The following is a 24,950-nucleotide window of genomic DNA, read 5'->3' as shown; positions in this document are numbered from 1 at the left end:
GCGTCAGCTGGCGGGCGCCTCGATGATGGCGTCCAGCGGGTTGTCTTCCGGCAGGGCGCGCATCCGGCCCTGACGCAGCTCCTGGGCGACCCCCTGCAGGCTGTGGCGGCGGGCGTGTACGCCGTCCAGGGACAGGAAGAAGAAACGGCGCGTGGTGTCGCCGCGCCAGATCAGGGCCAGCCGCCGCGGATTCTGACCCTCCTCGTCGGAGAATTCGAACCAGTCCCCGACATCGAGTCCGATGGCGGCGAAGACATGGTCGTCGTCGCGGTCCTGATCCAGTGTCGGGTCGTCGTCCTCGTAACGCACGGACTCGCGGGTCTGCAGGCGCGCGCGCGGGTCGAAGCGTTCAGCGTCGTCCGGTGCCCGCAGACGGAAGAGGTGCGCCTTGCCCAGATGCTGCACCAGGTCCCGGATGCGATCGTCCCCCAGACCCGCGGCCCGCGCGTGTTCCTTCGCCTCGGCCACCAGCGGATTGACCTCGGCCGCGGTGGCCATGTTGCAGATGTGGCGCACGACCTGGCGCAGTACGCGATGCAGGGCCTCTCCGGCCTCTCCGGCATCGTGCTCGACGGCCAGGACCGTCTCCCAGGACTGGAAGATCTCCTCGGCCGCGCTCTCCGGCAGGTCGGCGCCGGTCTCCAGTGCCGCCAGCGCGAGGTTGCGCCGTGCCTGTTCGGCCCATTCCTCGGCGTGGGGCAGATCGATCTGGGTGATCTGGCGTTCATGCCAGAGCGTGTCCTCGTTTTCCACGCTTTCGAGGAACTGGTTCATCAGCACTTCGGCGCCATCGCGGTCGAGCCGGTCGGCCTGGTTGCGCAGGTGTTCGATGGAACGCCGGATGCAGCCGAGGTAGCGCTCCACGTCCTCGCCGTCGGGTTCGGATTCCGGATTGATGCGGATGGCGACATTGATGAGGCTGCCGATCCACAGGCGCAGGGGGTGCGAACGGTCGCGGAAGAACCCGAGATCGCGGATGACGGCGGTGGCCAGCGGATACTGCATCTCGCCGATCTCGGCACGTACGGCGGGGTTGAAGCCGACCTCGCGGAAGATGTGATCGAACAGCCCCTGCAACAGGTCATGGATGAAGGGCATCAGCGAGGCACGGGGGTCCGGCTGATCGGAGGGCATCACGAATGCGGTCATCGACGCGCCGGTGTCCGTGCCGGGCGCGGCACCCACACCGCCGTTGCCGCCGACAGGCCGGAACACGGGCGACTGGACCATGTTGGAGGCCCACGCGGCCCATTGCGCCGGGTCGGCCTCGGTATCCGGCATTCGCGCCGCCTCGTCTACCTCGGTCTTGCGGGTGGAGGGTCGCCAGCCGGAGGACGCGGATGCATCCTCTCCGTCCCCGTCGGGGGCATCCGGACGTGCATCGTCGTCGCGGGCGCCGGCCAGCCGCTTCCAGGAGGCGTTGCGCCGCAGGGTCTCGCTGGACTCGGGTGCCGCGCGCGGTTCGGTGATCAGGCCGCAGTGTTCGACCGCCTCGACGACGAAGGCCAGGGTGGGGGCCGCGGTCTTCTGCATGCAGTCCAGGTAGGAGCGCATCAGGTCCAGGGTCATGTCGGTCTTGCCGAAGTACAGCTCGCCGATCTCGATCAGGCGCTCGTACCAGTGCAGCGGCGACCACGGGGCCCAGTTGGGGTGCTCGAAACGGTTCTTTTCCTGTGCGGCCTGGGTGAAGACGTAATGCGAATAGCGGTTGTTCTCCCGCATCGAGCCTTCCAGTTTGTGGCGCAGGGAGCGCCGGCTGGACTGGTAGTCGTCGAGGATTGCCAGGCCATCGTCCTGTTCGGCGAAGGCGACGCCGGAGAACTCGTACTGCGGCGGGTACTCGCTGGAGCGGAAGTCGTCCATCAGCGTGTCCTGGAAGTCACGGATCAGCCGCTTCTCGAACATGCGGAAGTCGTTGGCCCACATCAGCGTGTTCTGGGCCGAATTGCCCCATGCCCGACCGGCCTCCCATTCCATGCGGGTGGTCGCCACGCAGCGTTCCAGGTGTTCCACCACGCGCGGTACCACCATCTCGGCCAGCTGTTCGCGCTGGACGATGGACAGCCCGGACATGCCCGTCCACTTGCCGGCGGCGGCGAGGCTGCGGCTGGCGGAGCCGACGGTGGGTTCCCGGTCGAGCGGCATGCGGTGACTCCGTGGGGGCAGGGTGGCCGTCGAAATGGGCTCATGGTCCCCTAAAACGGTGAATTTTGCACGGGTTGGGCCGCATTCCTCCTAACGCCTCACGGCGGCCGCACTAACGCGCTGGCCTGTGCCGTGACGTAGCGCTATGGTGTTTGCTTCTGGCGTCTTTTCGTCGCGGAAGAACACCTTATGCCCTGGAGTGTGATTCAGCAGGAGATTCTGGTGACGGATCTGCAGGTTGGCATGTACGTTTGCCAGCTTGACCGTCCGTGGTTGGAGACGCCCTACCTGTTCGAGGGTATTCAGATCCGTTCGCAGGACGATATTGACGAGTTGGCCCGTCATTGCGCACGCGTGTTTGTCGACCTGGAGAAAAGCGCTCCGGATTCTCTGCGCCGCCTGCCGGGGGAGAGTGCCGCACCCGCGGAGGCGGCGGAGGCGCTGCGCCAGGCCGAGAGCGCGCAGTTTCGGGGAATGACGGTCTATCGGGATCACTGCTCGGTGGAGGAGGAGCTCCCGACTGCGAAGGCCGCGCACGCGGTGGCACAAGGCGTTCTGGAGCAGATCCGCGCGGCGCTGGAGCGCAATCCAGGCGTGCGGGTGGCAACGGCCCGTGAGGCCTCCGAGGCATTGCGCGAGAGCGTGGAGCGCAATCCGGATGCCCTGCTGCTGCTGGCGCGGCTGCGGGATTCCGGCGATGCCCTGTACGACCATTCGCTGAAGGTTTCGATCCACCTGCTGGCACTGGGGCGGCATCTGGGACTGGATCGGGCGGCATTGTCGATTCTCGGGCTGGGGGGACTGTTGATGGACATCGGCAAGATGCAGATGCCCGGGGCGCAGCCGGGTCGCGCCGAGCGACTGTCGCCCGATCAGCGTCGGGCCATGCATCGCCACGTCGAGTATGGCGAGGCGATCCTGGACCGTTCCCACGGGATTCCCGAAGGGGTGCGCGAGATCGTGGCCCAGCACCATGAGCGCGAGGACGGCCGCGGGTATCCACGCGGGCTGGTGGCCAACCAGATCAGTGCCTACGCGCGGATGGCGGCCATCGTCGATTCCTACGAGGAGATGCTGGCGAGCAGGACCCTGGTCCGGACCCCGTACGAGGCCCTGAAGGAACTGCGCGAGAACGCGCGCTGGGGCCTGAATTCGGCCCTGGTGGATCAGTTCACCCACTGCGTGGGGCTTTTCCCGGTCGGCAGCCTGGTCGAACTGGACAATGGCGAGGTGGCCATTGTGCTCAGCCATCGCCGTACCCAGCGATTCATGCCCCGCGTCATGCGGATCCTGGACCCCTCGCATGTACCGTATCCGGATCCTCGGGAGCTGGACCTGGGGGCGCGCGACCCGGAGTCCGAAGGGGCCAGGCGCCAGATCCGGCGGGATTTGCCGGACGGTGCCTACGGGATCGACCCGGCGCGCTATTATCTTTGAATAGACATGGTTAATCCGTAGTGCGCGCCACCGTGGCGCGGCGGCTGGGATGGTTCGATGGGCGACTGGCACGAGTACCCGGATTTCCTCGATGCCCTGGACGCGCTGGTGGCGCGGTCGGGTGGCGAGAGCCCTCGACCCGCGGTCGCCGTAATCGGTCTGGAAGGGCTGGGCGATGTGGATGTGGCGCTGGGCTACCGGGTGACCGATGATCTGATCCGCCGCGCGGCCCATGCCTTGCAGGCCGAGTTGTCGGACGCCCATGTGGGGATTACCGGTCGGCATCAGTTGGGTGCTGCATTCCCGGACGTCGCGGAGAGCGGTTTCGCCGAGCTGGCGGTACACAAGGTACTGCGGGTTCTAAGCGAACCCTTCGCGGTGGGCGAACGGCAAGTACTGCTATGGCCGCGCGCAGGGTTTGCCCTGGCCCCGCCGAACGGTGGTCGTCCGGACGAACTGCTGACGCACGCCTATGCCGCGTTGCGCCAGGCCCGGCGGGCGCGCGAACGCCTGCGCCGCTACGCCCCGGAGGCCACCGCATCGTTGCTGGAAGGCGTGGATCTGTGGTCACAGCTGGGGCAGGCCGTGGAGGCGGGGAGCCTGCACCTCGAATACCAGCCGCAGGTCGCGCTGGCGACGGGACGCCTGCAGTCGGTCGAGGCCCTGCTGCGCTGGGACCACCCGGAGTACGGCGCGATTCGCCCGGACACCATGATCGCGGCCGCCGAGGGGACGGACCTGATGCCCCGATTGACCCACTGGGTCTTCAATACGGCGCTTCGCCAGTGCGCGGAATACCGTCAGGCCGGGCTGGACGCAGGGGTGTCGGTGAACTTTTCCGCCGATGACGTGCGGGAGCGCGAGGTGGTCGATCTGGTGGCCCAGTCCCTGGAGCTGTGGCGGGTTCCAGCGGAAATGGTCACCGTGGAGCTGACCGAAACTGCGGTGATGGAAAGCCATGATGCCGAGGCGCGCGAGGCGCTCCACAGCATGAAGGATCTGGGTCTTCGGGTGTCCATGGATGACTTCGGCATCGGCTATTCCTCGATGGATCGTCTGCTGCGTATGCCGCTGGACGAGCTGAAGATCGACATGACCTTTGTCCATGAACTGACGACCAGCCCGCCCCACGAGCGCATTGTGGAGTCCATGATCGGCCTGGGACACAAGCTGGGGCTGAGCGTGGTGGCCGAAGGGGTGGAGGATGCCGAGACCCAGGTGCGCCTGCGCGAGCTGGACTGCGATCTGGTGCAGGGGTTCCACCTCGGCCGGCCCGCTCGCCTGGAGCAGTTCATGGAGAGGGTTGGGTCGGGCAAGCGTCTAGGGAAACACTGATTCATGTACACGCTCGCGTTGGCACCCCAGGTTTTCCGAGACAAGGCGCGGTGCGCAGCCGGTAGTGGTTCTACCGGCAAGGGCCGCAACGCAGGATCGGGGAACCTGGGGTACCAACCCCGAAGGGGCTCGGCCGCTTTTGCGCGCGCACGGCGTTGCGGCTCCCTTGTGCAGAATGACTGCACGGCCGTCGCCGCGCCTTGTTCGCACGCAAAAGCGACTCGAGCGCGAGCGTGTACATGAATCAGTGTTTCCCTAGGCGCGGGGTGAGCACGCCCGTTCAGTCCGTGGGGTCGGCGGCCAGTACGCCGATCCGGTAGTCCGGCAGCATGTCGCGGGCGCGCGGGCTGTGGGGGCGGCCGATGCCCTTGGTGTCCCAGCCGACGCTGGCATCCGTGCCGCAGTAGGGGGGCAGGAGATGGGCCGGCGTCGGATGGCGGGGCAGGTAATCGGTGAAGTCGTACACCTGCCCGTGGATCGCCATCCAGCAGTCGTCGGGCTGGTCGTGCCGGTCGAGTTCTTCCATGTTGATTACCCGTATCGCAGGGCTTTCCTCGATGTGCGGGGCCTCGGATATGGAATCGGGGGCCGGTCCGAGCCAGTCGATGGCCAGCAGGGTCAGCAGGCTGGCGATGAACGCCACCAGTACGGTGTAGGCAATGCGGCCGAGGGGTGTCATAGCAGGTGAAAGGCCTCCGAGTGGATGCGCCGGCGGGGCACGCCTTGCGCGCGCAGGATCATCCGCAGATGGCGATCGAAGGGGGCGGGCCCGCAGATCCAGACTTCGTGCCGCTCGAGGTCGGGGCACTGGTCCCGCAGCCAGGCGGCGTCGAGCAGGCCGGATGCGTTGCGCTCGTGGATGGCCAGGGACAGGTTCGGCAGGTTCGCGGCCAGGGCCTCGAGTTCGTCGGCAAAGTGGGCGTCGCCACGCGTGTTCACGGCGTAGACCAGCCGCACGGAAGGATGCGGTGATTCCCCGCGCTCGGCCATGGCGCGCACGGCGCCGACGAACGGGGTGATCCCGATCCCCGCGCCGACCCACAGCACAGGCCGCGGCTGGGGGTGGCGTGGCAGGAAGTCGCCATAGGGTCCCTCGATCCGGACCTCGCTGCCCGGCCGGACCCGCTGCAGGGCGCGGGTGGCATCGCCCAGGGCCTTGACCCCGATCCGCAGGTGTCTGGCCCCGGGCGCGGAACTCAGCGTATAGGGGTGTTCCTCGCCGCAGCCGCTGGCCAGTGTCGGGTCCTGCGGCGTCAGGTAGACGAACTGTCCGGCCTGGTGCGCCATGGGCGTTCCGGTGACCGGCGCCAGTTGCAACTCCACCAGGTCGGGCCCGAGCGAGTCGACGGCCTCCACCCGGTAGCGGCCCGCCATGCGGGGCGAGAGCAGCTTGCGCCAGAGGATCGCGGCCAGGGCCAGTGCCCCGAACAGCCACCAGGGCCAGGCGACAGCCGCCAGCGCCAGGGCATGCACCAGGGCCAGTACCAGGGCGGCGGCCGAGATCAGGTGCAGGCGTTTCCAGCGCGCGTAGCCGGGTTCGCCGAAGAACTTGAAGGTAGGCGCGAGGAACACGAGCAGGGCCAGTAGCGCGGCCCAGCCGGCCCAGATGGCGCCGTGATCCAGTGGCGGGAACAGGCGATGGGTGGCGGCGGCCACCGACGTAGTCAGGCCCCCTGCGGCCACCAGCCAGACATGGCTCAGGACCAGAACGAACCCGGCCCAGCCGAGCACGTGGTGGATGGACCACAGCCGGGTCAGCCCGCCGAACCAGCGATCCAGCCCGGGGATGCGGAAGCTGAGGATGGCGGCCAGCAGGATCAGCGTAAGTGCGAGCACGCCGGTGACTCGGGCCAGCCAGTAGAGCATCGCCGTCGGGTCGGCCCCGGGCGGCGCGAGATGGCCGCTGGCCGCCAGCGGCAGGAGGATCAGCAGCGCGAGCGTCAGCTCACCAACGCGGGCGGAGCGCATCACGGGGTCGGTCGCGATCGGGCATTCATCGAGTATGCGTCGTGCCCGAAGGGGCGCGCAATTCGAGCGCGTGGCGGGCCGCTGGGGTCAGCTGCGCGACCGCAGGTACAGGTGGATCACGATCCAGTCATACAGGGCGTGGGTGACGATCACCACCAGCAGGTTGCCGGTCAGGTGGTACAGGACTCCGAGGTACAGCCCGATGATCGTGGCGAACACGAAATACAGGCGGCTGATGGAGTGGGCCAGTCCAAAGACCACCGCCGCGCCGACGATGGCCCACTCGGCGGACCAGCGTTCGGTCAGCCAGCCCTGGAGCACGCCTCGCACCAGCAGCTCCTCGCCCACGCCGGCGAGGATGGAGATCAGCAGTACGGCACCGGGCAGGGCATGGCGAAACAACTGATGCACGAAATCCCGCACCTGGTCGGCCAGTGCGCGGTAGGGCTCCCAGCCGCTGATCGCGAGTGCACCCAGCAGCATCAGCATGGGGAGCACGGCCAGGGCGCCAAGGGCCACGGCCTCCAGGGTCCAGTCGGTCCGCTCGGCGAGCGGGATGCCAGCCACCCGAGCCAGGATCAGGGCGACCGGGATCAGTGCGGCCTGAAAGGCCAGGCCGGCCAGCAATGGGTGTCTCGCGATCGCGTGACGCAGGCTCATGTAAGGAATGGCGGGGCATGCGGGTCCATCCGCGAGAGGATGCCCGATTCCGGGGGCGGCTGTCCCGAAACGAAAAACCCCGCCCGGCCGCGGCCGGGCGGGGGCGGGTTAGCACCTGGATGGCCGGTGGCGGCGACCCGGGCGAAGGCGGGCGTCAGGTCTTCGCCTCCTCGATGCGGATCAGGGCCAGTTCGTGGAACAGCCCCTTCATCAGGCTGACGCACATCAGCAGCAGCACGATGACAAACGGAAGACCGGTACTGACGGCGCCGGCCTGCAGGGCGCTGAGCGCCGCGGCGCCACCGACCGCCAGCAGAACCCCGGCGACCACGCCCTCGGTGGTGGCCCAGAACAGGCGCTGGGACTGCGGGGCATCGGTCTTCCCGCCCGAGGTGATGGCGTCGATCACCAGGGAGCCCGAGTCCGAGGAGGTGATGAAGAACACCAGTACCAGGGCGATCGCCAGGAACGAGGTGATGGCGGTGAACGGCAGGTGCTCCAGCATCTGGAACAGGGCCAGGGAGGAGTCGGAGATGCCGTCTGCCAGGGCCCCGATGCCGTCCCGCGCCTGGGCCAGCCCGGAACCCCCGAAGGCGCTCATCCAGACCACGGTGACCAGGGTTGGCACCAGCAGTACGGCGGTCACGAACTGGCGTACGGTGCGGCCGCGGGAGACCCGCGCGATGAACATGCCGACGAACGGTGACCAGGAGATCCACCAGGCCCAGAAGAAGATGGTCCAGGCGTGATAGAAGGTCTCGTCCTCGCGCCCGACCGGGTTGCTGAGGGGAATGATGTGCTGGACGTAGCCGCTGACGGTGGTGCCGACATTGGCGAGGAAGGCGAGGATGCCCCCGGCCACCATCACGAACAGCAACAGCAGGGCCGCGAACAGCAGGTTGATGTTGCTGAGGACCTTCACGCCGCCATGGATGCCGCGCATGATCGACAGCAGGGCGATGATGGTCACGCCGATGATGATGGCGACCTGCGTGTTCAGGCCGGCATCGATGCCGAACAGGAATTCCATGCCCGAGGCGGCCTGCTGCGCGCCCAGGCCCAGCGAGGTGGCCAGGCCGAACATGGTGGCCAGTACGGCGAGGATGTCGATCACGTGGCCGATCGGCCCCCACACCCGTTCGCCGAGGATGGGATAGAACGCCGAACGGATGGTCAGCGGCAGGCCCTTGTTGTAGGCGAAGAAGGCGAGCGCCAGGCCGACGACCGCATAGATCGCCCAGGGGTGCAGACCCCAGTGATACATGGTGGCGCCCAGGGCGGCCTGCCGGGACGCCTCGGTCCCGCCCTCGATGCCCAGTGGCGTGCCGAACCATTCGGTGAAGTAGCCGACCGGTTCCGCCACGCTCCAGAACATCAGGCCGATGCCCATGCCGGCGGCGAACAGCATGGAGAACCATGAGATCACCGAGAATTCCGGCTTGGCATCCTGCCCGCCGATGCGGATGCGCCCGATGGGCAGGATGATCAGGGCCAGGCAGAACAGGACGAAGATGTTGCCGGCCGACAGGAACAGCCAGTCGAAGGTACGGCCGATCCACTGGCGCGTGGCGTCAAGATTCTCGTTGGCCTGCTCCGGGAAGACCAGGGACAGGATGACAAATACGACAATCAGCAGCGCGCTGACCGCGAAGACCGGGTTGTGCAGGTCCAGTCCCAGCGGGTTGATGTTCTGCTCGCCAATCTCGTGGTCGGTGTCGTATTCGGCTTGCAGTTCCTTTTTCTGCTGTTCGAGGTCTTGCGGATTCTCGCTCACCTTCGCCTCCTTGGATCTTGTTTTTTTGCGTTGCCCGCCCAACGGGTCGGCACGGCAACTCCGTGGATTAAAGACGGTGAAAAACCAGAATGCAAAAGCGTTTGTGTGCTCCTCGTTTTGCCGGCGTGATGCGCGGGATCCGCCTTCCTCGGCCTCAGTACCGGGGTGCCTCGCAGAGCGCACGGACATGGGCCGCCGCGCTGCGTCCGAGGGAGGGGAGGTCGTAGCCGCCCTCCAGCATGGAGACCAGGCGCCCACCGGCATGTCGTGCTGCCACCCCGGCAAGCATCTGCGTGACCCAGGCAAAGTCGTCCTCGACCAGGGCCAGGCCCGCAAGGGGATCGTCATGGTGGCCATCGAATCCGGCCGAGACGAGCACCAGCTCGGGTGCGAAACGATCCAGCGCCGGGAGCCAGTCGCGCTCGATCGCCGCGCGAAAGCCCGCGCCGTCGGTGCCGGCGGCAAGGGGGGTGTGGACCAGATGGTCGCGTTCGGCGCAGGGCGTGTCGGGATAGAACGGGTGCTGGAAGCTGGAGCAGTAGAGCACCCGCGGATCGTCGCGGAAGATGTCCTCGGTGCCGTTGCCGTGGTGGACATCGAAGTCGGCGATGGCGGCGCGCGCGAGTGCGTAGTGTTCGAGCGCATGGGCGGCCGCCACCGCCACGTTGTTGAACAGGCAGAAGCCCATCGCGCGGTCGCGTTCGGCGTGATGGCCGGGCGGTCGAACGGCGCAGAAGACGTTGTCCGCCTCTCGTTCCATGACGGCACGCACGCCCTCGATACCGGCACCGGCAGCACGCAGGGCGGCCCCAAGGGAATGCGCGCCCATGGCGGTATCCGGGTCGAGCATGGCCGTTTCCCCAGTAGCGGGGGCTCTGGCGCGAATCCGGGCGACATGCGCCGGCGTGTGAACCCGCTGCAGTTGCGCGTCGGACGCTTGCGGGGCGTCGAGCAGACAGAGGCCTTCCAGCAGGCCTTCGTCGAGCAGCGCGTTGCGCACGGCGTGCAGGCGCCCCGGCCGCTCGGGGTGGTGCGGTCCCGGATCATGCAGGAGACAGTCGGGATGCGAGATGTAGGCCGTCTGGGTCATGCGAAGGTCTCCGCCGGGCACCTGTTGTGAGTATAGGGGGCGTGGGAGTTGTCGATGCGGTGGTCTTGCGGAGGTGGGGCCGGTACGGTAGGAGCCACTTGAACCGTCCAGGCAGAGGGGAACCGAATGAAGGCCTTGTTGATTGACCCGGAGCAGCAGACGATCGAAGCGGTGGATGTCGAGGGCCGCGAGGACATCGCGCGGCTGATCGGGTACGAGACGCTCGAGTCGGACGAGATCGGGCCCGACGGTGATCGCCTGTTCTTCGACGAGGAGTGCTTCCTGCGCGGGACCACCGGGCGCTTTCAGATCGACAGCGTGATCCCGGTCTCCGGCAAGGGAGTGGTGATCGGGAGCGCCGGGGATGGGGGCAGCCTGAAGGATGTGGTCTCCGATCCGGCGGCCCTGCGGGCGCGGATGAAGTACCTGTAGAAGAGCCTTAGGGAAACACTGATCAATGTACACGCTCGCGCTCGAGTCGCTTTTGCGTGCGAACAAGGCGCAGTGACGGCCGTGCAGTCATTCTGCACAAGGGAGCCGCAACGCCGTGCGCGCGCCCGTTTTTGATCAACAACGGGCGGCCGAGCCCCTGCTTTCAATGGCTCGCGGGGTTGGCACCCCAGATTCCCCGATCCTGCGTTGCGCCCCGAAGTCATCAAAAACGGGCGGGTAGAACCACTACCCGCTGCACGACGCGCCTGGTCTCGGAAAACCTGGGGTACCAACGCGAGTGCGTACATTGATCAGTGTTTCCCTAGCGCAGCTGGCTGTCCTTGGAGGCCCGCCGGTTGTAGGGGCCCGTGGCCTGCTGTTCGCTGTCCCGGGCCTCCTGGCAGGTCACGCACAGGCGAACGCCCGGCAGGGCCCGGCGCCGACCTTCGGGAATCGGTGCGCCGCACTCCTCGCACTCCGCCAGGCTCTCGCCGGCCGGGATCTGGCTGCGCACCCGCTGCAGGGCATCCTCGACCGTGTGGTCGATCTGCTCCTGCTCCGCGCCATCCTTCGCCCATCCACCTGCCATTTTCTGTACTCGCCTCGGGGTGGCCAACAGGATTGAGACTGCCACCAAGGGGCGCGAAGTTCCGCGGGGCTGGCTGTCCGGGTCCGCTGGGGAGCGGGATCAGCCGTGGCCGAATTCGCGGGCAACGTAGTCGATGTCCTTGTCGCCGCGTCCGGAAAGGTTGGCCAGGATGGTTGTGCCCGGGTTCTCGCGGCCGTGCTTCATGGCCCAGGCGACGGCATGGGCGCTCTCCAGCGCCGGGATGATTCCCTCGGTACGCGATAGCTGGTAGAAGGCGTCCAGGGTCTCGTCGTCATTGATGGCGTGGTAGGCGACGCGTTCGGTGGTCTTCAGGTAGGAGTGTTCCGGGCCGACGCCGGGATAGTCCAGGCCGGAGGCGATGGAATGGACCGGGGCCGGGTTGCCTTCCTCGTCGGCTAGCAGCATGCACTTGAAGCCGTGGATCATGCCCGGCTTGCCGTAGGTCATGGTGGCGGAGTGCTCGCCCAGCTTGGTGCCGCGCCCCAGGGGCTCCACCCCGTTCAGCTGCACCGGTTCGTCTTCGATGAAGCCGGCGAACATGCCCATGGCGTTGGAACCGCCGCCGACGCAGGCGACCACGTGATCGGGGAGCTCGCCCCCGCTCATCTCCAGGTACTGCTCGCGCGCCTCGATGCCCACCACGGACTGGAAGTTGCGCACCATCAGCGGGAACGGGTGCGGCCCGACCACGGACCCGATCGCGAACAGCGCCTCGTCCGCCTGCGAGAGATAGGACTGGAAGGCGGAATCCACGGCCTCCTTCAGCGAGCGACCGCCGAAGGAGACGGGCACCACCTGGGCCCCCATCAGTTTCATGCGGGTGACGTTGGGGGCCTCCTTGGCGATGTCGATCTCGCCCATGTGGATCTCGCATTCCATGCCGAAGTAGGCCGCGGCGGTGGCCAGGGCCACGCCGTGCTGGCCGGCGCCGGTCTCGGCGATCAGCTTCTTCTTGCCCATGTGCTTGGCCAGCAGGGCCTCGCCCATGCAGTGGTTCAGCTTGTGCGCGCCGGAGTGGTTCAGGTCCTCGCGCTTGAGGAAGATGTGCGCGCCCACCGAGCGGCTCAGGTTGTGGGCGTAGTACACCGGCGTCGGACGCCCCTGGTAGTGCTTGCGGATGTAGCGCAGCTCGTTCAGGAAATCACCGGAGCGGGCGAGGGTCCGGTAGGCGTGGTTGATCTCGGCGAAATGCGGCTCCAGTTCCGGCGGCAGGAACGCGCCGCCGAATTCGCCGAAGTAGCCTTCCGGGTTGGGGAAATCCTTGAGATACGACATGGGCGGTCTCGTTGCTGGATGGGTTGCGATCAGGGGCGTCCGGCCGCGCGGACGCCAGGGCGTATGATCCTTCGCCCGGCGCGGGATGCCAAGCCCGGGCTGTCGGACCGGCAACCGGTGGCGACTGACGCGGTACTCGCCATGATGCAGATGCGCGCCGTCATCGCGAGGCGCGCAGCACCGCGGCGATCTCCGGGTTGGCCCCGGTGGTTCCTGGGGCCCGGAGGATCCGGTGGTGCCTCCATCCGATTGCCGTGACGCCTGCGAGGCCTCGCAATGACGGGGGGTGCGCGGCGATGGGGTCTCGAACGCGGTGCGATCAGAAGTCGAGTCGGTTGTAGCGGATCACGCGATCCAGCTCGGCGGTGCTCAGCGCGAGGCCGTAGTCCCGCTGCAGGCGGGCGTGCAGATCGGCGGGGCTGGCCGGGGGCGGGTCCATCTCGCGGGCGAACTGGCCGACATCCTCGATGACGGCCCAGGGGTAGAGGATCCAGCGCCATTCCCGAACGGCCTGACTGTGGAAGTCCGCGCGACAGCTCGTGCCCGCCTTTTCGTGGAGCACCGCGGTGCGCACCGTGGCCGGCCCGAAGCCCTCCAGGTGGGGGCGGGCGGCCACCAGGGTATCCCCGGAGTCGTTGACGTCGTCCACCAGCAGGACCCGCTCGCCGCGCACGTCGCCGGCGAGCGGGACGGTGACCGCGGCCGCCTGTTTTTCCCGGGCCCCCGAGGTGTAGTGCTCGACCTTGAGACTGAGTAGTTTGTGCACGCGCAGGAAGTCGCACAGGAAGCGGGCCGGCATGAAGCCCCCCCGGGCGATGGCGACGATACAGTCCGGACGGAAGTCGCTGGCCAGGATCTGCCGCGCCAGGTCGTCGGCGGCCTGGACCACCTCGTCCACGGTGATCAGCTGGACCGGTATCCTGCTGGGTTCAGCCATGCGCTGCGATCTCCACGCCCGCCTCTTTCATCTGCATTCGGGCCTCCGTGCCGCCTTCCGGCGATACCGGCAACGAGGCATACGGGATCAGGTGAACAGCAAAGCCCTCCTTGCGCGCGTCCAGCGCCGTTGCGGCCACGCAGACGTCCAGGGCCAGGCCGCCCAGCCAGATCCTCGTCACGCCTCGTTTGCGCAGCTCCTCTCCCAGACCGGTTTGGTCGAAGGCTGAGTACTGGTCGTGATCAAAACGGACCCCCTTGGTGACCTTGATCGTGTTCGCAGGCAGGGCGAGGTCGGCATGGAATCGGGCCCCTGGAGCGTCCTGCAGACAGTGCGGAGGCCAGGGGCCGCCCTGTTCCTCGAAGCTGGGGTGTCCGGCTGGATGCCAGTCACGCGAGGCGTAGACCGGAATTTCCAGTGCAGCCGCCGCGTCCAGCCAGCGGTTGAGGACCGGGATCACGGTATCGCCGTGGTCGATGGCCAGGGTGCCACCGGGGCAGAAATCGTTCTGCACGTCGACGACCAGCAAGGCGTCCCCGGTTTGCAGGTGATCGCGTGGGTTTTCAGTCATTGGCATTTCCTCCGTGTGTCCCTTGGCCCGATGCCGCATATCGGGCCCGGACGGTGCGGGTGACCGCATCCTGGTGTGCCTGTAGTGCCGGACTGACGGACACCGGGTAGGGCGTGTCCGCGGGCTCGACGGCGCGGATCGCGGGGGGGAGTTGTTCCAGTTGGTGCGCGGCGTGGTTGCGCAGCACGTCCAGGTCGCGAGGATGCGCGGGCAGGCGCTGGCCCTCGCGCATCACCGGCTGCAGTAACGGCTCCCCGGGTTGGTTTTCGTCCTGGCGGCCGATGATGTCGCCCGCGAACAGGCCGTCTTGATGGCGGCGAAAGATCTGTTTGGCCCCTGGCAGGATGGGCTTGCCGCTGGAGAGCTTCAAGCGGCCCTCGCCGGCGTATTCGGCCAGCTTGTAGGCGATGTCCAGGTCGGGCACGTCGGTGGAGATACCCATGCTGGTGCCGACGCCGAAGGCGTCGATCGGGGCACCGTCCGCCAGCAGCTCGCCGATGGCGTACTCGTCGAGCCCGCCGCTGGCAAAGATCCCGACCCGTTGCAGCCCGGCGTCATCCAGCATCGTCCGGGTCTGTCGGGCCAGGGCTCCCAGGTCGCCGGAATCCAGGCGCACGGCGCGTACACGGAAGTCGTCGCCCAGCTCCTGGCTCAGCTGGATGACCCGGCGCACGCCTTCGAGCGTATCGTAGGTATCGACCAGCAGCACGGTCTCCGGATAGAGCCGGGCAAAGGCGGCGAAGGCCTCCGATTCGTCATGGTGCGCCTGGATGTAGCTGTGGGCCATGGTGCCGCTCACCGGTACGCCGTACCGCTTGCCCGCCAGCACGTTGGAGGTGCTGGCGACGCCGGCGACGTGGAAGGCTCGCGCCCCCTTCACCGCCGCATCCAGCCCGTGCATGCGCCGGGCCCCGAAGTCCACCACTCGCCGGCCCTCGGCGACGGTCACCAGCCGGGCGGCCTTGCTGGCCTGAACCGTCTGCAGGTGGATCTGGTTCATCACCAGGGTCTCGATCAGCTGGGCCTCGGGGAGCGGGGCGGTGACCTCCAGGATGGGTTCGTTGGCGAAGACGGGCGTGCCCTCGGGTACGGCGTGGACCGATCCGGTGAAGCGGAAGTCCTCAAGCCATCGCAGGAACTGGTCGGAGAAGCGTTCGAGGCTGACCAGGTAGTCGAGATCCGATGATTTGAAGCGCAGGCCTTCGAGCTGTTCCAGGATGGTGTCCAGCCCGCAGGCCAGAAGGTAGTTGCGGCGGTGCGGCAGGCGGCGCACGAACAGGCTGAAGACCGCGGGTTCGTGCAGGCCCTCCTCGTGGTAGGCCTGGAGCATGGTGAGTTCGTAGAGGTCGGTGAACAGTGCCAGGCCAGAGGGGTTCGGGGCGGTTGTGTGCCCGGGCCCGGTCATGCCGTCAGCTCTTCCAGGATCCGCGCGTGGATGTCGAGGTCGGCCTCGGTGTGCAGGACGAAACGGATGTGGCCGACGGCGTCCAGACGCGGGGTGGCGTCGATGACCGTCTGCAGGGCGATCCGGGCGGCCTCCTCGATGGGGTAACCGAACGCCCCGGTGGACAGGGCCGGAAAGGCGATGCCGTAGACTCCGGCCTCTTCCGCCCGGAGCAGGGCGTTGCGGTAGCAGGCGGCCAGCAGACGGCTGGACGGTTCGTCATGCCCGTAGACCGGCCCGAGGCAGTGGATCACGAAGCGGTTGGGGAGGTTGTGGCCGTCGGTCAGGACGGCCTGGCCCGGTTCGATCGGGGCCAGGGGCTGGCATTCCCGCTCCAGCCCCGGGCCGGCGGCACGGTGGATGGCTCCGGCCACACCACCGCCCGGTCGCAGCCAGGCATTGGCGGCGTTGACGACCGCATCCATGTCGCGTTGCGCGGCGATGTCGCCGGTGGTGCATTCGATGGTGACGCCGTGAACCTTGACCCGCATGTGTTCCCCTTGTCCGGAATCCTCGTGGCCTGGCCGGCCCCTGTTCCAAGCATAGGGCACTCGTCCCAATCGGGTGAACCGCGTCTCAGCGAGCCGCCCCGGCGAGCCGGTCGCGGACCGCCGCGGTCAATTCCAGCGAGCGCCGCCGCGCCGCGTGATCGAACGTGGAGGTGGTGACGATCAGTTCGTCGGCGCCGGTCTGTTCGAGAAACTGACGGATCTGGGTCTCCACCGTGTCCGGCGAACCGATCGCGGAGCAGGCCATGGTCTGCTCGACGATGGCGCGTTCGGCCCGGTCGAGTTGTTCGCGGTAGCCCTCCACAGGGGCCTGGATCGGTTCCGGGCGCCCGCGACGCAGGCTGATGAAGGCCTGCTCCATGGAGCTCGCCAGGGTGCGGGCTTCGTCGTCGGTGTCGGCGGCGTACACGTTGTAGCCGAGCATCGCGTAGGGGCGGTCCAGCCAGGCGGAGGGGCGGAACTGGTCGCGGTACAGCGCCAGTGCGTTCATCAGGTGGCCGGGAGCGAAGTGCGAGGCGAAGGCGTACGGCAGGCCCATGCGGGCGGCCAGCTGCGCGCCGAACAGGCTGGACCCCAGGATCCAGACGGGCACGTGCTGACCGGCCCCGGGGATGGCGCGGATCAGCTGGTCGGGCTGCGGGTCGTCCAGATAGCCCAGGACCTCGGCCACATCCTGCGGGAACTGCTCGGGGTCGATGTCCGGGGCACGGCGCAGGGCGCGGGCAGTGGTCGGGTCGGTGCCGGGGGCGCGGCCCAGCCCGAGGTCGATGCGCCCCGGATACAGGGCGTTCAGTGTGCCGAACTGTTCGGCGACAACCAGTGGGGCGTGGTTCGGGAGCATGATCCCGCCGGCCCCGACCCGGATGCGGCGGGTTGCGGCCGCCACCTGACCGATCACCACCGCCGTGGCGGCGCTGGCGATGCCGGGCATGTTGTGATGCTCCGCCAGCCAGTAGCGATGAAACCCGAGGGCCTCGGCGTGCCGAGCGAGATCCAGCGTGTTGTGCAGCGCCTGGGTGGCGTTGGCGTCGGCGGTGATCGGGGCGAGGTCGAGGATGGAGAATGCGGTCATGGCCCCGATTGTACTGGTGTGCCGCAGCATCGCAGGCGCCGGCAATCCCCACGGGGTCTATAGTCGAAGGGAGGCGCGGAAACCCTGATCCGTGTTTCCCGCCAGGAGGGCGTGCCATGAGTATATCCAGGACCCTGAACGACTTTCTCGACGAGCACGCGGTGACCTACCAGCTCGTGCACCATCCGCATTCCGACTCCGCCAGCCGCACGGCCGAGGCCGCCCATGTGCCGGGCGACGCCGTGGCCAAGGCCGTCCTGCTGGTCGAGGAGGGTGGGCGCTACCGGCTCGCCATCGTGCCCGCGACCCGCCGCGTAAAGCTGGGCCAGTTGCACCGCCTCCTGGGCGAGCACGTAGGCCTGGCCACGGAGGACGAGGTGGCCCAAGTGTTCGCCGACTGCGAACGTGGCGCGATCCCCGCCCTGGGTCCCGCGTTCGGGCTGGAGACCCTGGTGGACGAAAGCCTGCTGCAGCAGCGCGACGTGTACTTCGAGGCCGGCGATCACGAATCGCTTGTCCACCTGCGCGAGGCGGATTTCCTCTACCTCCTTGGCCAGCCCAGCCGCGGCCAGTTCACTGCCCACATCTGAACGGGACCCGAGCGCCGGGGCAGCGCCCGCGCGGTTTCGCCCGGGGGGCGATTCGGCTACCGTCTCTCCGAGGTCAACACGCGGATGCAGGCGAGCGTATGACGACGATGGATCCGTTTCTGGAGGCGGCGCTGGACGAGGCGCGCGAGGGGCTGGGCGAGGCCGGAATCCCCATTGGTTCGGTGCTGGTGCACCGGGGCAAGGTGATCGGGCGTGGCCACAATCGGCGGGTGCAGCAGGGCAGCGCGATCCTGCACGCGGAAATGGATGCCCTGGACAACGCCGGGCGCCAGCCGGCGCGGGTGTACCGCGAGTGCACGCTCTACACGACGCTGTCGCCCTGCGCGATGTGCAGCGGGGCTATCGTGCTCTACGGCATTCCCAGGGTCGTGATCGGCGAGAACGAGTCGTTCCTGGGCGAGGAGGACTGGCTGCGCGGCCACGGCATCCAGGTGGACGTGGTCCAGGACCCGGGCTGCCGCGAACTGATGCGTTCGTTTATCGAGACACACCCCGAGCTGTGGCACGAGGACATCGGCCACTGAGCCGGATAGCCGGCGCAAGAGTCGCGCCCCGGCGTGTCCCTCAGCGTCTCCTTCAGGGCGTCTCGAGCCGCTGCTGATCGGCGTAGGGGTAGTCGCTGGCCTCCAGGTTTTCCTGAAAGGTCTCCAGGCGTTCCACGGCGAGGTCCGTGCGGTTGAACTGGGCAATGTGGAACAGTGCGTCCCCTTCGTTGATCAGGGGCAGGTTGAGCTGACCAATGATGATGCCGGAGGCCGGGGCGAGGATTTCGGTCTCGGTTTCGCCAAACGGATCGGAGATGATTGCCAGGCGGGTCTGGTCGCGGACCACGCGGTCCCCGTGGCGCACGAAGGTGCGCAGGATGCCGCTTTGGGGCGCGCGGACCCAGCCGCTGGTGCGCGCCATGATGGGTTCCTTGCGCGGGCGCCGGCGTACGGCCGGCAGCATGCCCAGATGGCGCATCACCTCGATGATGCCGTGCACCCCGCCGCGGATGGAGAGCTCGTCGAAGCGCAGGGCCTCGCCGGCCTCGTACAGCAGGATGGGGACTTCCCGTTCCGCGGCGGCCTCGCGCAGGGAGCCGTCGCGCAGGGCCGAGTTGAGAATCACCGGGGCCCCGAAGGCGCGCGCCATATCGAGGGTCTCGGCGTGATCGAGGTTGGCGCGGATCTGCGGCAGGTTGGAGCGGTGGATAGCGCCGGTATGCAGGTCGATCCCGTGGGTGCTGTTATGCACGATCTCGCGCATGAACAGCCGCGCGACGCGGGCCCCCAGCGAGCCCTTCTGCGAGCCCGGAAAGCAGCGATTCAGGTCGCGCCGGTCGGGCAGGTAGCGGCTCTGGTTGATGAAGCCGTGCATGTTGACCACGGGCACGGCGATCAGGGTGCCCTTCATGCGCCGCAGGGCTGGCACCTTGAGCAGCCGGCGGATGATCTCGACGCCGTTGATCTCGTCGCCGTGGATGGCGGCGCTGACAAACAGCACGGGCCCTTTGCGCCGACCGCACAGCACCTGTACCGGCATGTTGGTCGGGGTGTGGGTGTACAGCGCTCCCAGTTCCAGCTCCACCGTGCGCCGCTCGCCGGGACGGACGGTGGTGCCACCAATGGTGATCGGCTTGTTGCGCAGCGACCGGGGTATGCCGGGCATCAGGGAGCCACCGAACAATGTGCATACGCCCGCGTGGGGCGTTCTTGCGTGCGGTCCACCCGCTGCGAGTGAAGTGTGGCCTTGCGACTCGAGGACACTAGCCGCTCCCTTTGGTCTTCGTCCGGTTGGGCTTGGCGTTCTTCTCGATGAACTCGATGATCATGCCCGCCACGTCCTTGCCCGAGGCATTCTCGATGCCCTCCAGGCCGGGCGAGGAGTTCACCTCCATCACCACCGCACCGTGATTGGAGCGCAGTAGATCCACGCCACAGACGTTCAGGCCCATCACCTTGGCCGCGCGGACGGCGGTGGCGCGTTCTTCCGGAGTAATCCGGCACAGGGAGGCACTGCCGCCGCGGTGGAGGTTGGAGCGAAACTCGCCTTCCTTCGCCTGCCGCTTCATCGCCGCGACGACCTTGTCGCCGATGACGAAGCAGCGGATGTCCGAGCCCTTGGCCTCCTTGATGTATTCCTGCACCAGGATGTGCTGCTTCAGGCCCATGAAGGCCTGGATCACGCTCTCGGCCGCCTGCTTGGTCTCGGCGAGTACCACGCCCAGCCCCTGAGTGCCTTCCAGCAGCTTGATCACGCAGGGCGCGCCGCCCACGGTCGCCAGCAGGTCATCGATGTCGTCCGGCGAGTGGGCAAACCCGGTTACCGGCAGGCCGATGCCGCGGCGCGAGAGCAACTGCAGGCTGCGCAGTTTGTCGCGCGAACGCGAGATGGCCACCGACTCGTTCAGCGGGTAGACGTTCATCATCTCGAACTGGCGCAGGATCGCGGTGCCATAGAAGGTGATCGATGCCCCGATCCGCGGGATGACCGCGTTGAACTGGTCGAGGATGTCGCCCTTATAGTGGATCTGCGGGCTGTGCGCGGTGATGTTCATGTAGCAGCGCAACGGATCCACCACACGGACCTCGTGGCCCCGCTGGTCCGCGGCCTCGACCAGGCGCCGGGTGGAGTAGAGCTTGCTGTTACGCGAAAGGATGCCGAGTTTCATTCAGGCGCCTGCTGGGCTGTAGGGAGTGAAGGGCGGTGGCTGGCGACGAAAGAGGCCTGCGGGTCGACCAGGAAGCGACCGCGCATGGCTTCGCGGCCGAGCAGCATGCGAAAGAGCATGGTATCGCGGCTGGTCAGGGAAAGTTCAACGGGCAGCATGATGTCCCCCAGTTGAACCCGGGTGGCGATGAAATAGCGCTCGCCGGTGTGTCCGCCCGAGTCAGTCACGCGACGAATGTCCAGGACCGGGGCCTCGCACCACACCACGGTCTCGGCATCGTGCTGGTGGGGGTGGATGCCGAAACGCACCCACTCCTGGCCATCCCGGGTGAAGGGGTCGATCTGGAAGGTATGCAGCGCGGAGCTTCTTGCGCCGGTATCGACCTTGCACTTGATCGCGGGGATGCCGAGATCGGGCAGGCCAACCCATTCGCGCCAGCCGAGGATGGGCGTGTCGCGGGTTTCCGGTGTGGTCTGGCTGGAAGGGGACGGGCGATCCACGTCGGCTCCCGGTGCGGGTGGTAGCCTCACTATAGGGAAACACTGATCCATGTACACGCTCGCCCGGTGCGAGCGGTCGGGTATCCCGGATTCGGGCCCTCGACGCAGGGTTCAATCCTCGGCGATTGCCGCGTTGGTCAGGTTGTCCAGCGCGTTGCTCATGGTGTCGAGGATATCGTCCCGATCGTCGATCCCGTGGCGTTCGGCCATCCATTCCGGATCGTTGTACGCCAGCCAGGTCTGGCCGTCGTCATCGGTCCACGCCAACGCCTTCATCGGCAGATCGATGCCCGCGGTCTGCTGGCTGGTGAACATGTGACTGCCGAGCGCCGGGTTGCCGAACATCAGGAGCCCGGTCGGGCCGAGTTCGATATCCACACCGGCGGCCTTCGCGGCGTGATCCCAGCGCAGCGCGACGCCGACGTCGTTGGCCTTGAGCGCGTTCTCCAGCCGATCCAGGGTCTCGGAGGCCGAATGCGGGCTGGCCTTGGCGATCATCCCGGGCACGTCGGCGGCCAGCGCCGGTGTGGCGGCCAGGGCCATGGGCAGCAATGCGGTCAAAAGCGTCTTCTTCATGACAAAGTCCTTGTCTCGCGTTTAAAGGGTGTGGGCGTGATCAACTGCGCGCCATAGCCGCATTGATCACGCCGGGAGAAGTTAGACGATCGATACAGGATTTTCATTGACGGGGTCGCGGAACCGTGATCCAGCCGTGGGATGCCTCGGGTTATCGCGCCCGGCCGGCGCCCGGCCATGGTGGCGGGCGCCGGTGCGGGGGTTACTGCATGAACAGGTAGCCTTCGTGCTGCAGTTCGATGATTTCGGCGTCCGCCATGGGGACGACGTTCACGAAGCCGTGGACGTCTTCCACGTCGATGCCGCGCAGGCGGGCGGAGGCCTCGCACATGCGGAATTCGATGTTGCCGGCCTGGGTCAGCGAGCGGGCCCGGCGCATCAGCTCTTCATGCTCGTCAAACTCGTCGCGGGTGAACAGCGGAACCTCGGCGCCGTGCAGCACCATCACGATGTGGGAGTCGAACGGGTCGGCCTCGTAGACGTTGTTCAGCATGCTCACGCGGTCCATGACCATCTCCAGCTCGCGAGCGTTGCTCGTGTAGACGTCATAGACCACCTTGCGGGGTTCGTACGGGCGATCCATCTTTTCGGCCGAGCCCCACGGGAGGTTGTCGTCCGCGCCGGCGACAAGCGGGGTGGCCAGCAGACTGGCGGCGGCCAGCAGGATCAGCAGCAGTCGGGTCAGCGAGTAATGGTTGGGGTTCATCGGAGACTCCTTGTGGCATTGGCTTGCGAAGGGTTGACGTTTTGGGGCGCCGAAGCGTTCCTTCAGCGTGTGGCCCCTGCATCACATCCGGCTCTCGGGCCCCTGTCCGCGCAGTACGCGTTCGAGGATGGATTCCATGGCGAAGGTGATGCGCCGGCCCAGGGTCTGCGGGCGGTGATAGGTCAGTTCGAAGACGTCCGCGTCGCGGGTCAGTTCCAGTAACAGGTCGTCGCTGGTGCGCAGCTCGTCGGCCAGGCCCAGCTCGCGTGCTTGTTCGCCGTACCAGTGCTCTCCCGTGGCGACCTGCTCTAGGTCCAGTTGCGGGCGGTAGCGGGCGAGAAAGGTCTTGAACAGCTCGTGGGCCTCCTCGAGTTGTTCGCGGAGTTTTTTGCGCCCCTCGTCGGTGTTCTCGCCCAGCATGGTCAGGGTGCGCTTGTATTCGCCGGCGGTGAGCAGCTCGACGTCGATGTCGTTGCGTGACAGCCAGCGATGAAAGTTGGGGATCTGTGCTACCACGCCGATCGAGCCTAGCACCGCGAAGGGCGCGGCTACGATGCGGTGGCCGACCGCCGCCATCATGTAGCCGCCGCTGGCGGCGACGCGATCCACCGCTACGGTCAGGTCCAGTCCGCCTTCGCGCAGTCGCGCCAGCTGGGCCGCCGCCAGGCCGTAGGACGGGACCAGTCCGCCGGGGCTTTCCAGGCAGACGATGGCCCGGTCCTGGTCCGGGCGCGCCATGGTGAGGATCGCGGTGACCTCCTCGCGCAGGCTCTCGACACTGGAGGCGCGGATGTCGCCGTCGAAGCGCAGCACGTACACGCGCGGGCGTTCGGTCGTCGTACTGGCATCGGATACCGAATCCTCGGGGCCGTCCGATGCCTCGGAGTCTGGCGCCGGACCTTGTCCGGCCTCGGTATCCGGGGCGGCGGCGCTCGCGCGTCCCAGCTTTCGGCTTGCCCAGTCGCGCAGGCGTTCGACGCGGCCGCGACGGCGTTCGACCGCGCGCCGCACGGTCTTTTCCATGCGCTCGAAGCGGTCGTTCAGGCGCTTGACGTTCAGGCGGTCCGGTCGGCGCTCGCGCGAGCGGGCGATCAGGCCGGCCATCGCACTCAGCACGATCAGGGCGGCGATCACGGCCGTGGCGGCCTTGGCGAGGAAGAGTCCGTAGTCCTGGAGAAATTCCATTTCGTGTCCCGGTTGCGTGGGGTAATGAGCCTCGGAGTCGCTGCGTGCATAATGCCAGCATGGATACCGATACAGTTGAAGACCCCCGCAGCGCGGGACGGTTTCACGGCCGGGAAGGTTCCGAGGTCGGTCCGGTGCCGGAGCCGATCATCCACGCCGGCTACGCGACCCTGAGCCTGCGCCAGATCGACGAATGGAACGGGGTGCCCAAGGGCACGGCCTTTCGCCTGTTCAAGGCACGCAAGGACCAGCTGCGCGAGGGTGTGGATTTTTTCTATATCCCCGAAGGCCGCAACCCGGAACTCACCGAGACCCTGCGCCTGGATGGCCGGATCTATCCCTCTACCGTGCACCTGGTCCTGCTGACCGGCACGGCCTATGCCCGTCTGCGCGAGGAGTGGCATGCGCGCGCCCACAACCCGGGTTGCGGATGTCCCGACGAGCACTGAAAAGGCGCGGACCCATGGGCCCGCCCGAGCGGGCCGAGTGATGCGTGTCACCCTTGAACAGTGGCGAATGCTGCAAGCGGTGGTGGAGGCCGGCGGCTTTGCGCGGGCCGCCGAACGGGTGCACAAGAGCCCGTCGAGCATCAACCACGCGGTGCAGAAGCTGGAAGAGCAGCTGGGCGTGGACGTTTTCGAGGTGCAGGGCCGCAAGGCCGTGCTCACCCCGGCCGGCGAGGCGCTTTTGCGCCGGGCCGGGCATCTGTTGGAAGAGGCGGCGGAGATCGAGAACCTGGCCGGCGCACTGGCAGCGGGCGTGGAGTCCGAGATCCGGCTGGCGGTGGATCAGCTGCTGCCGCGCGAGCCGGTGATCCGGGCCCTGGAGACCTTCTCGAAGGCCTACCCGGCTACCCGGATCCAGCTGCACGAGGTGGTGCTGAGCGGGGGGCCGGATATGCTCCGGGACGCGGCCGTGGACATCCTGCTGGGGCCGGAACTGCCTTCCGGTTATCTCGGGAGCTGTCTGGGCGAGTTGTCGATGGTCTGCGTCGCGCATCCCTCGCATCCCATCGCGCAGGCGGAGACGGCCCTGACACGGCGCGATCTGCAGGCACACCGCCAGGTGGTGGTGCGCGATTCCGGGGACGAGGGTTCCGGCGAGGGCGGCTGGGTGGAGGCTGATCAGCGCTGGACGGTCTCGCACATGGGCACGGCCTGCGAGATCCTGCGTTCGGGCATCGGGTTCGCCTGGGTGCCGGAGGATCGCATTGCCGGGGATCTTGCCGCCGGACGTCTGGTCGAACTGGGCCTGGAGGCCGGGGCGCGCCACCGGGTGCCGTTCTACATTACGCATGCCGATCGTGACCGCGCCGGCGCGGCCAGTCATTCCCTGATGGCGGCGCTGGAGGCCGCCTTCGGCGAAACCGCGGCAGTGGTCCCCAACCAGTAGGAGCCTGCTTGCAGGCGAAGCCCCTGCCCGCGTCGGGCAGGGACCGGCCGTGTTCAACACAGCCCACC

Annotated in this window: 26 protein-coding genes; 7 read left to right on the top strand and 19 right to left on the bottom strand. The window is 67.5% G+C overall.

Going from position 1 to position 24,950, the window contains the following annotated elements:
• Positions 1–3: 3 nt before the first annotated feature.
• A complete protein-coding gene (locus tag F572_RS0114265) occupies positions 4–2,145 on the bottom strand; it encodes a DUF1631 family protein (RefSeq protein ID WP_017941628.1) in 2,142 nt (713 codons plus the stop codon).
• 189 nt (positions 2,146–2,334) lie between these two features.
• Between F572_RS0114265 and F572_RS0114260 the strand changes: the two genes are divergently transcribed.
• Together F572_RS0114260 and F572_RS0114255 are read left to right on the top strand one after the other, a co-directional pair.
• A complete protein-coding gene (locus F572_RS0114260; RefSeq protein WP_017941627.1) occupies positions 2,335–3,582 on the top strand; it encodes an HD-GYP domain-containing protein in 1,248 nt (415 codons plus the stop codon).
• Between the two features lie 57 nt (positions 3,583–3,639).
• Positions 3,640–4,917: a bifunctional diguanylate cyclase/phosphodiesterase gene (locus F572_RS0114255; protein ID WP_017941626.1), complete on the top strand. Its 1,278-nt coding sequence runs from the start codon at positions 3,640–3,642 to the stop codon at positions 4,915–4,917.
• A gap of 280 nt (positions 4,918–5,197) precedes the next feature.
• On the opposite strand, the gene F572_RS0114250 is transcribed toward F572_RS0114255, so the two are convergent.
• The 5 genes from F572_RS0114250 to F572_RS0114230 form a co-directional block, all read right to left on the bottom strand.
• Complete coding sequence (locus tag F572_RS0114250) at positions 5,198–5,596, bottom strand: cytochrome b5-like heme/steroid binding domain-containing protein (protein WP_017941625.1); 399 nt, start codon at positions 5,594–5,596, stop codon at positions 5,198–5,200.
• Positions 5,593–6,885, bottom strand: coding sequence for a ferric reductase-like transmembrane domain-containing protein (locus F572_RS0114245; RefSeq protein ID WP_017941624.1), 1,293 nt, complete (start codon positions 6,883–6,885; stop codon positions 5,593–5,595). The genes F572_RS0114250 and F572_RS0114245 overlap by 4 nt, the downstream gene beginning before the upstream one ends.
• A gap of 87 nt (positions 6,886–6,972) precedes the next feature.
• The gene (locus tag F572_RS0114240; RefSeq protein WP_026142977.1) at positions 6,973–7,545 is read right to left on the bottom strand and encodes a CPBP family intramembrane glutamic endopeptidase; all 573 of its coding nucleotides are present in this window, start codon (positions 7,543–7,545) and stop codon (positions 6,973–6,975) included.
• Between the two features lie 154 nt (positions 7,546–7,699).
• The gene (locus F572_RS0114235) at positions 7,700–9,319 is read right to left on the bottom strand and encodes a BCCT family transporter (protein WP_017941622.1); all 1,620 of its coding nucleotides are present in this window, start codon (positions 9,317–9,319) and stop codon (positions 7,700–7,702) included.
• A 154-nt stretch (positions 9,320–9,473) separates the two neighbouring features.
• Positions 9,474–10,409: a histone deacetylase family protein gene (locus F572_RS0114230; RefSeq protein WP_026142976.1), complete on the bottom strand. Its 936-nt coding sequence runs from the start codon at positions 10,407–10,409 to the stop codon at positions 9,474–9,476.
• A 126-nt stretch (positions 10,410–10,535) separates the two neighbouring features.
• Between F572_RS0114230 and F572_RS0114225 the strand changes: the two genes are divergently transcribed.
• The gene (locus F572_RS0114225) at positions 10,536–10,841 is read left to right on the top strand and encodes a hypothetical protein (RefSeq protein WP_017941619.1); all 306 of its coding nucleotides are present in this window, start codon (positions 10,536–10,538) and stop codon (positions 10,839–10,841) included.
• Between the two features lie 322 nt (positions 10,842–11,163).
• On the opposite strand, the gene F572_RS0114220 is transcribed toward F572_RS0114225, so the two are convergent.
• The 7 genes from F572_RS0114220 to F572_RS0114190 form a co-directional block, all read right to left on the bottom strand.
• Positions 11,164–11,430: a DksA/TraR family C4-type zinc finger protein gene (locus tag F572_RS0114220; protein WP_017941618.1), complete on the bottom strand. Its 267-nt coding sequence runs from the start codon at positions 11,428–11,430 to the stop codon at positions 11,164–11,166.
• A 99-nt stretch (positions 11,431–11,529) separates the two neighbouring features.
• Entirely contained in the window at positions 11,530–12,726 is a 1,197-nt protein-coding gene (gene trpB, locus F572_RS0114215) for a tryptophan synthase subunit beta (protein ID WP_017941617.1), read from the bottom strand.
• Between the two features lie 319 nt (positions 12,727–13,045).
• A complete protein-coding gene (locus F572_RS0114210; protein ID WP_017941616.1) occupies positions 13,046–13,663 on the bottom strand; it encodes a phosphoribosyltransferase in 618 nt (205 codons plus the stop codon).
• On the bottom strand, positions 13,656–14,234 hold the full coding sequence (locus tag F572_RS0114205; protein WP_017941615.1) for an isochorismatase family protein: 579 nt from the start codon (positions 14,232–14,234) through the stop codon (positions 13,656–13,658). The genes F572_RS0114210 and F572_RS0114205 overlap by 8 nt, the downstream gene beginning before the upstream one ends.
• Complete coding sequence (locus F572_RS0114200) at positions 14,227–15,639, bottom strand: nicotinate phosphoribosyltransferase (protein WP_017941614.1); 1,413 nt, start codon at positions 15,637–15,639, stop codon at positions 14,227–14,229. Before F572_RS0114200 ends, F572_RS0114205 begins: the two co-directional genes overlap by 8 nt.
• Positions 15,636–16,169: a macro domain-containing protein gene (locus tag F572_RS0114195; RefSeq protein WP_017941613.1), complete on the bottom strand. Its 534-nt coding sequence runs from the start codon at positions 16,167–16,169 to the stop codon at positions 15,636–15,638. The genes F572_RS0114200 and F572_RS0114195 overlap by 4 nt, the downstream gene beginning before the upstream one ends.
• An 85-nt stretch (positions 16,170–16,254) precedes the next feature.
• Positions 16,255–17,259: an LLM class flavin-dependent oxidoreductase gene (locus F572_RS0114190; protein WP_026142975.1), complete on the bottom strand. Its 1,005-nt coding sequence runs from the start codon at positions 17,257–17,259 to the stop codon at positions 16,255–16,257.
• 116 nt (positions 17,260–17,375) lie between these two features.
• Between F572_RS0114190 and F572_RS0114185 the strand changes: the two genes are divergently transcribed.
• Together F572_RS0114185 and F572_RS0114180 are read left to right on the top strand one after the other, a co-directional pair.
• Positions 17,376–17,849 carry an aminoacyl-tRNA deacylase gene (locus F572_RS0114185; protein ID WP_017941611.1) on the top strand — a complete coding sequence of 158 codons (474 nt, stop codon included), beginning with the start codon at positions 17,376–17,378 and terminating at the stop codon, positions 17,847–17,849.
• Positions 17,850–17,956: 107 nt separating this feature from the next.
• A complete protein-coding gene (locus tag F572_RS0114180; protein ID WP_026142974.1) occupies positions 17,957–18,394 on the top strand; it encodes a nucleoside deaminase in 438 nt (145 codons plus the stop codon).
• Between the two features lie 52 nt (positions 18,395–18,446).
• On the opposite strand, the gene F572_RS0114175 is transcribed toward F572_RS0114180, so the two are convergent.
• The 6 genes from F572_RS0114175 to sohB form a co-directional block, all read right to left on the bottom strand.
• A complete protein-coding gene (locus F572_RS0114175) occupies positions 18,447–19,520 on the bottom strand; it encodes a succinylglutamate desuccinylase/aspartoacylase family protein (protein WP_038034445.1) in 1,074 nt (357 codons plus the stop codon).
• Positions 19,521–19,617: 97 nt separating this feature from the next.
• The gene (rimK, locus tag F572_RS0114170) at positions 19,618–20,523 is read right to left on the bottom strand and encodes a 30S ribosomal protein S6--L-glutamate ligase (RefSeq protein WP_017941608.1); all 906 of its coding nucleotides are present in this window, start codon (positions 20,521–20,523) and stop codon (positions 19,618–19,620) included.
• Positions 20,520–21,023 (bottom strand): ATP-dependent zinc protease, encoded by a 504-nt coding sequence (locus F572_RS0114165; protein WP_017941607.1) that lies wholly within the window; start codon positions 21,021–21,023, stop codon positions 20,520–20,522. The genes rimK and F572_RS0114165 overlap by 4 nt, the downstream gene beginning before the upstream one ends.
• A gap of 111 nt (positions 21,024–21,134) precedes the next feature.
• Positions 21,135–21,599 carry a DUF302 domain-containing protein gene (locus tag F572_RS0114160; RefSeq protein WP_017941606.1) on the bottom strand — a complete coding sequence of 155 codons (465 nt, stop codon included), beginning with the start codon at positions 21,597–21,599 and terminating at the stop codon, positions 21,135–21,137.
• Positions 21,600–21,801: 202 nt separating this feature from the next.
• Complete coding sequence (locus tag F572_RS0114155) at positions 21,802–22,305, bottom strand: DsrE family protein (protein ID WP_017941605.1); 504 nt, start codon at positions 22,303–22,305, stop codon at positions 21,802–21,804.
• Between the two features lie 81 nt (positions 22,306–22,386).
• Positions 22,387–23,490, bottom strand: coding sequence for a protease SohB (gene sohB / locus F572_RS0114150; protein WP_017941604.1), 1,104 nt, complete (start codon positions 23,488–23,490; stop codon positions 22,387–22,389).
• A 59-nt stretch (positions 23,491–23,549) separates the two neighbouring features.
• Here sohB and F572_RS0114145 point away from each other — a divergent pair, with 59 nt between their 5' ends.
• Positions 23,550–23,939: a hypothetical protein gene (locus F572_RS0114145; protein ID WP_017941603.1), complete on the top strand. Its 390-nt coding sequence runs from the start codon at positions 23,550–23,552 to the stop codon at positions 23,937–23,939.
• Positions 23,940–23,979: 40 nt separating this feature from the next.
• A complete protein-coding gene (locus tag F572_RS0114140) occupies positions 23,980–24,882 on the top strand; it encodes a LysR family transcriptional regulator (RefSeq protein WP_255349333.1) in 903 nt (300 codons plus the stop codon).
• Positions 24,883–24,950 lie beyond the last annotated feature (68 nt).

Source organism: Thioalkalivibrio sp. ALE14 (assembly GCF_000376845.1).
Classification (GTDB): Bacteria; Pseudomonadota; Gammaproteobacteria; order Ectothiorhodospirales; family Ectothiorhodospiraceae; genus Thioalkalivibrio.
The sequence above is the reverse complement of the archived record's forward strand: the minus strand, read 5'-3'. Positions and strand labels throughout refer to the sequence as shown.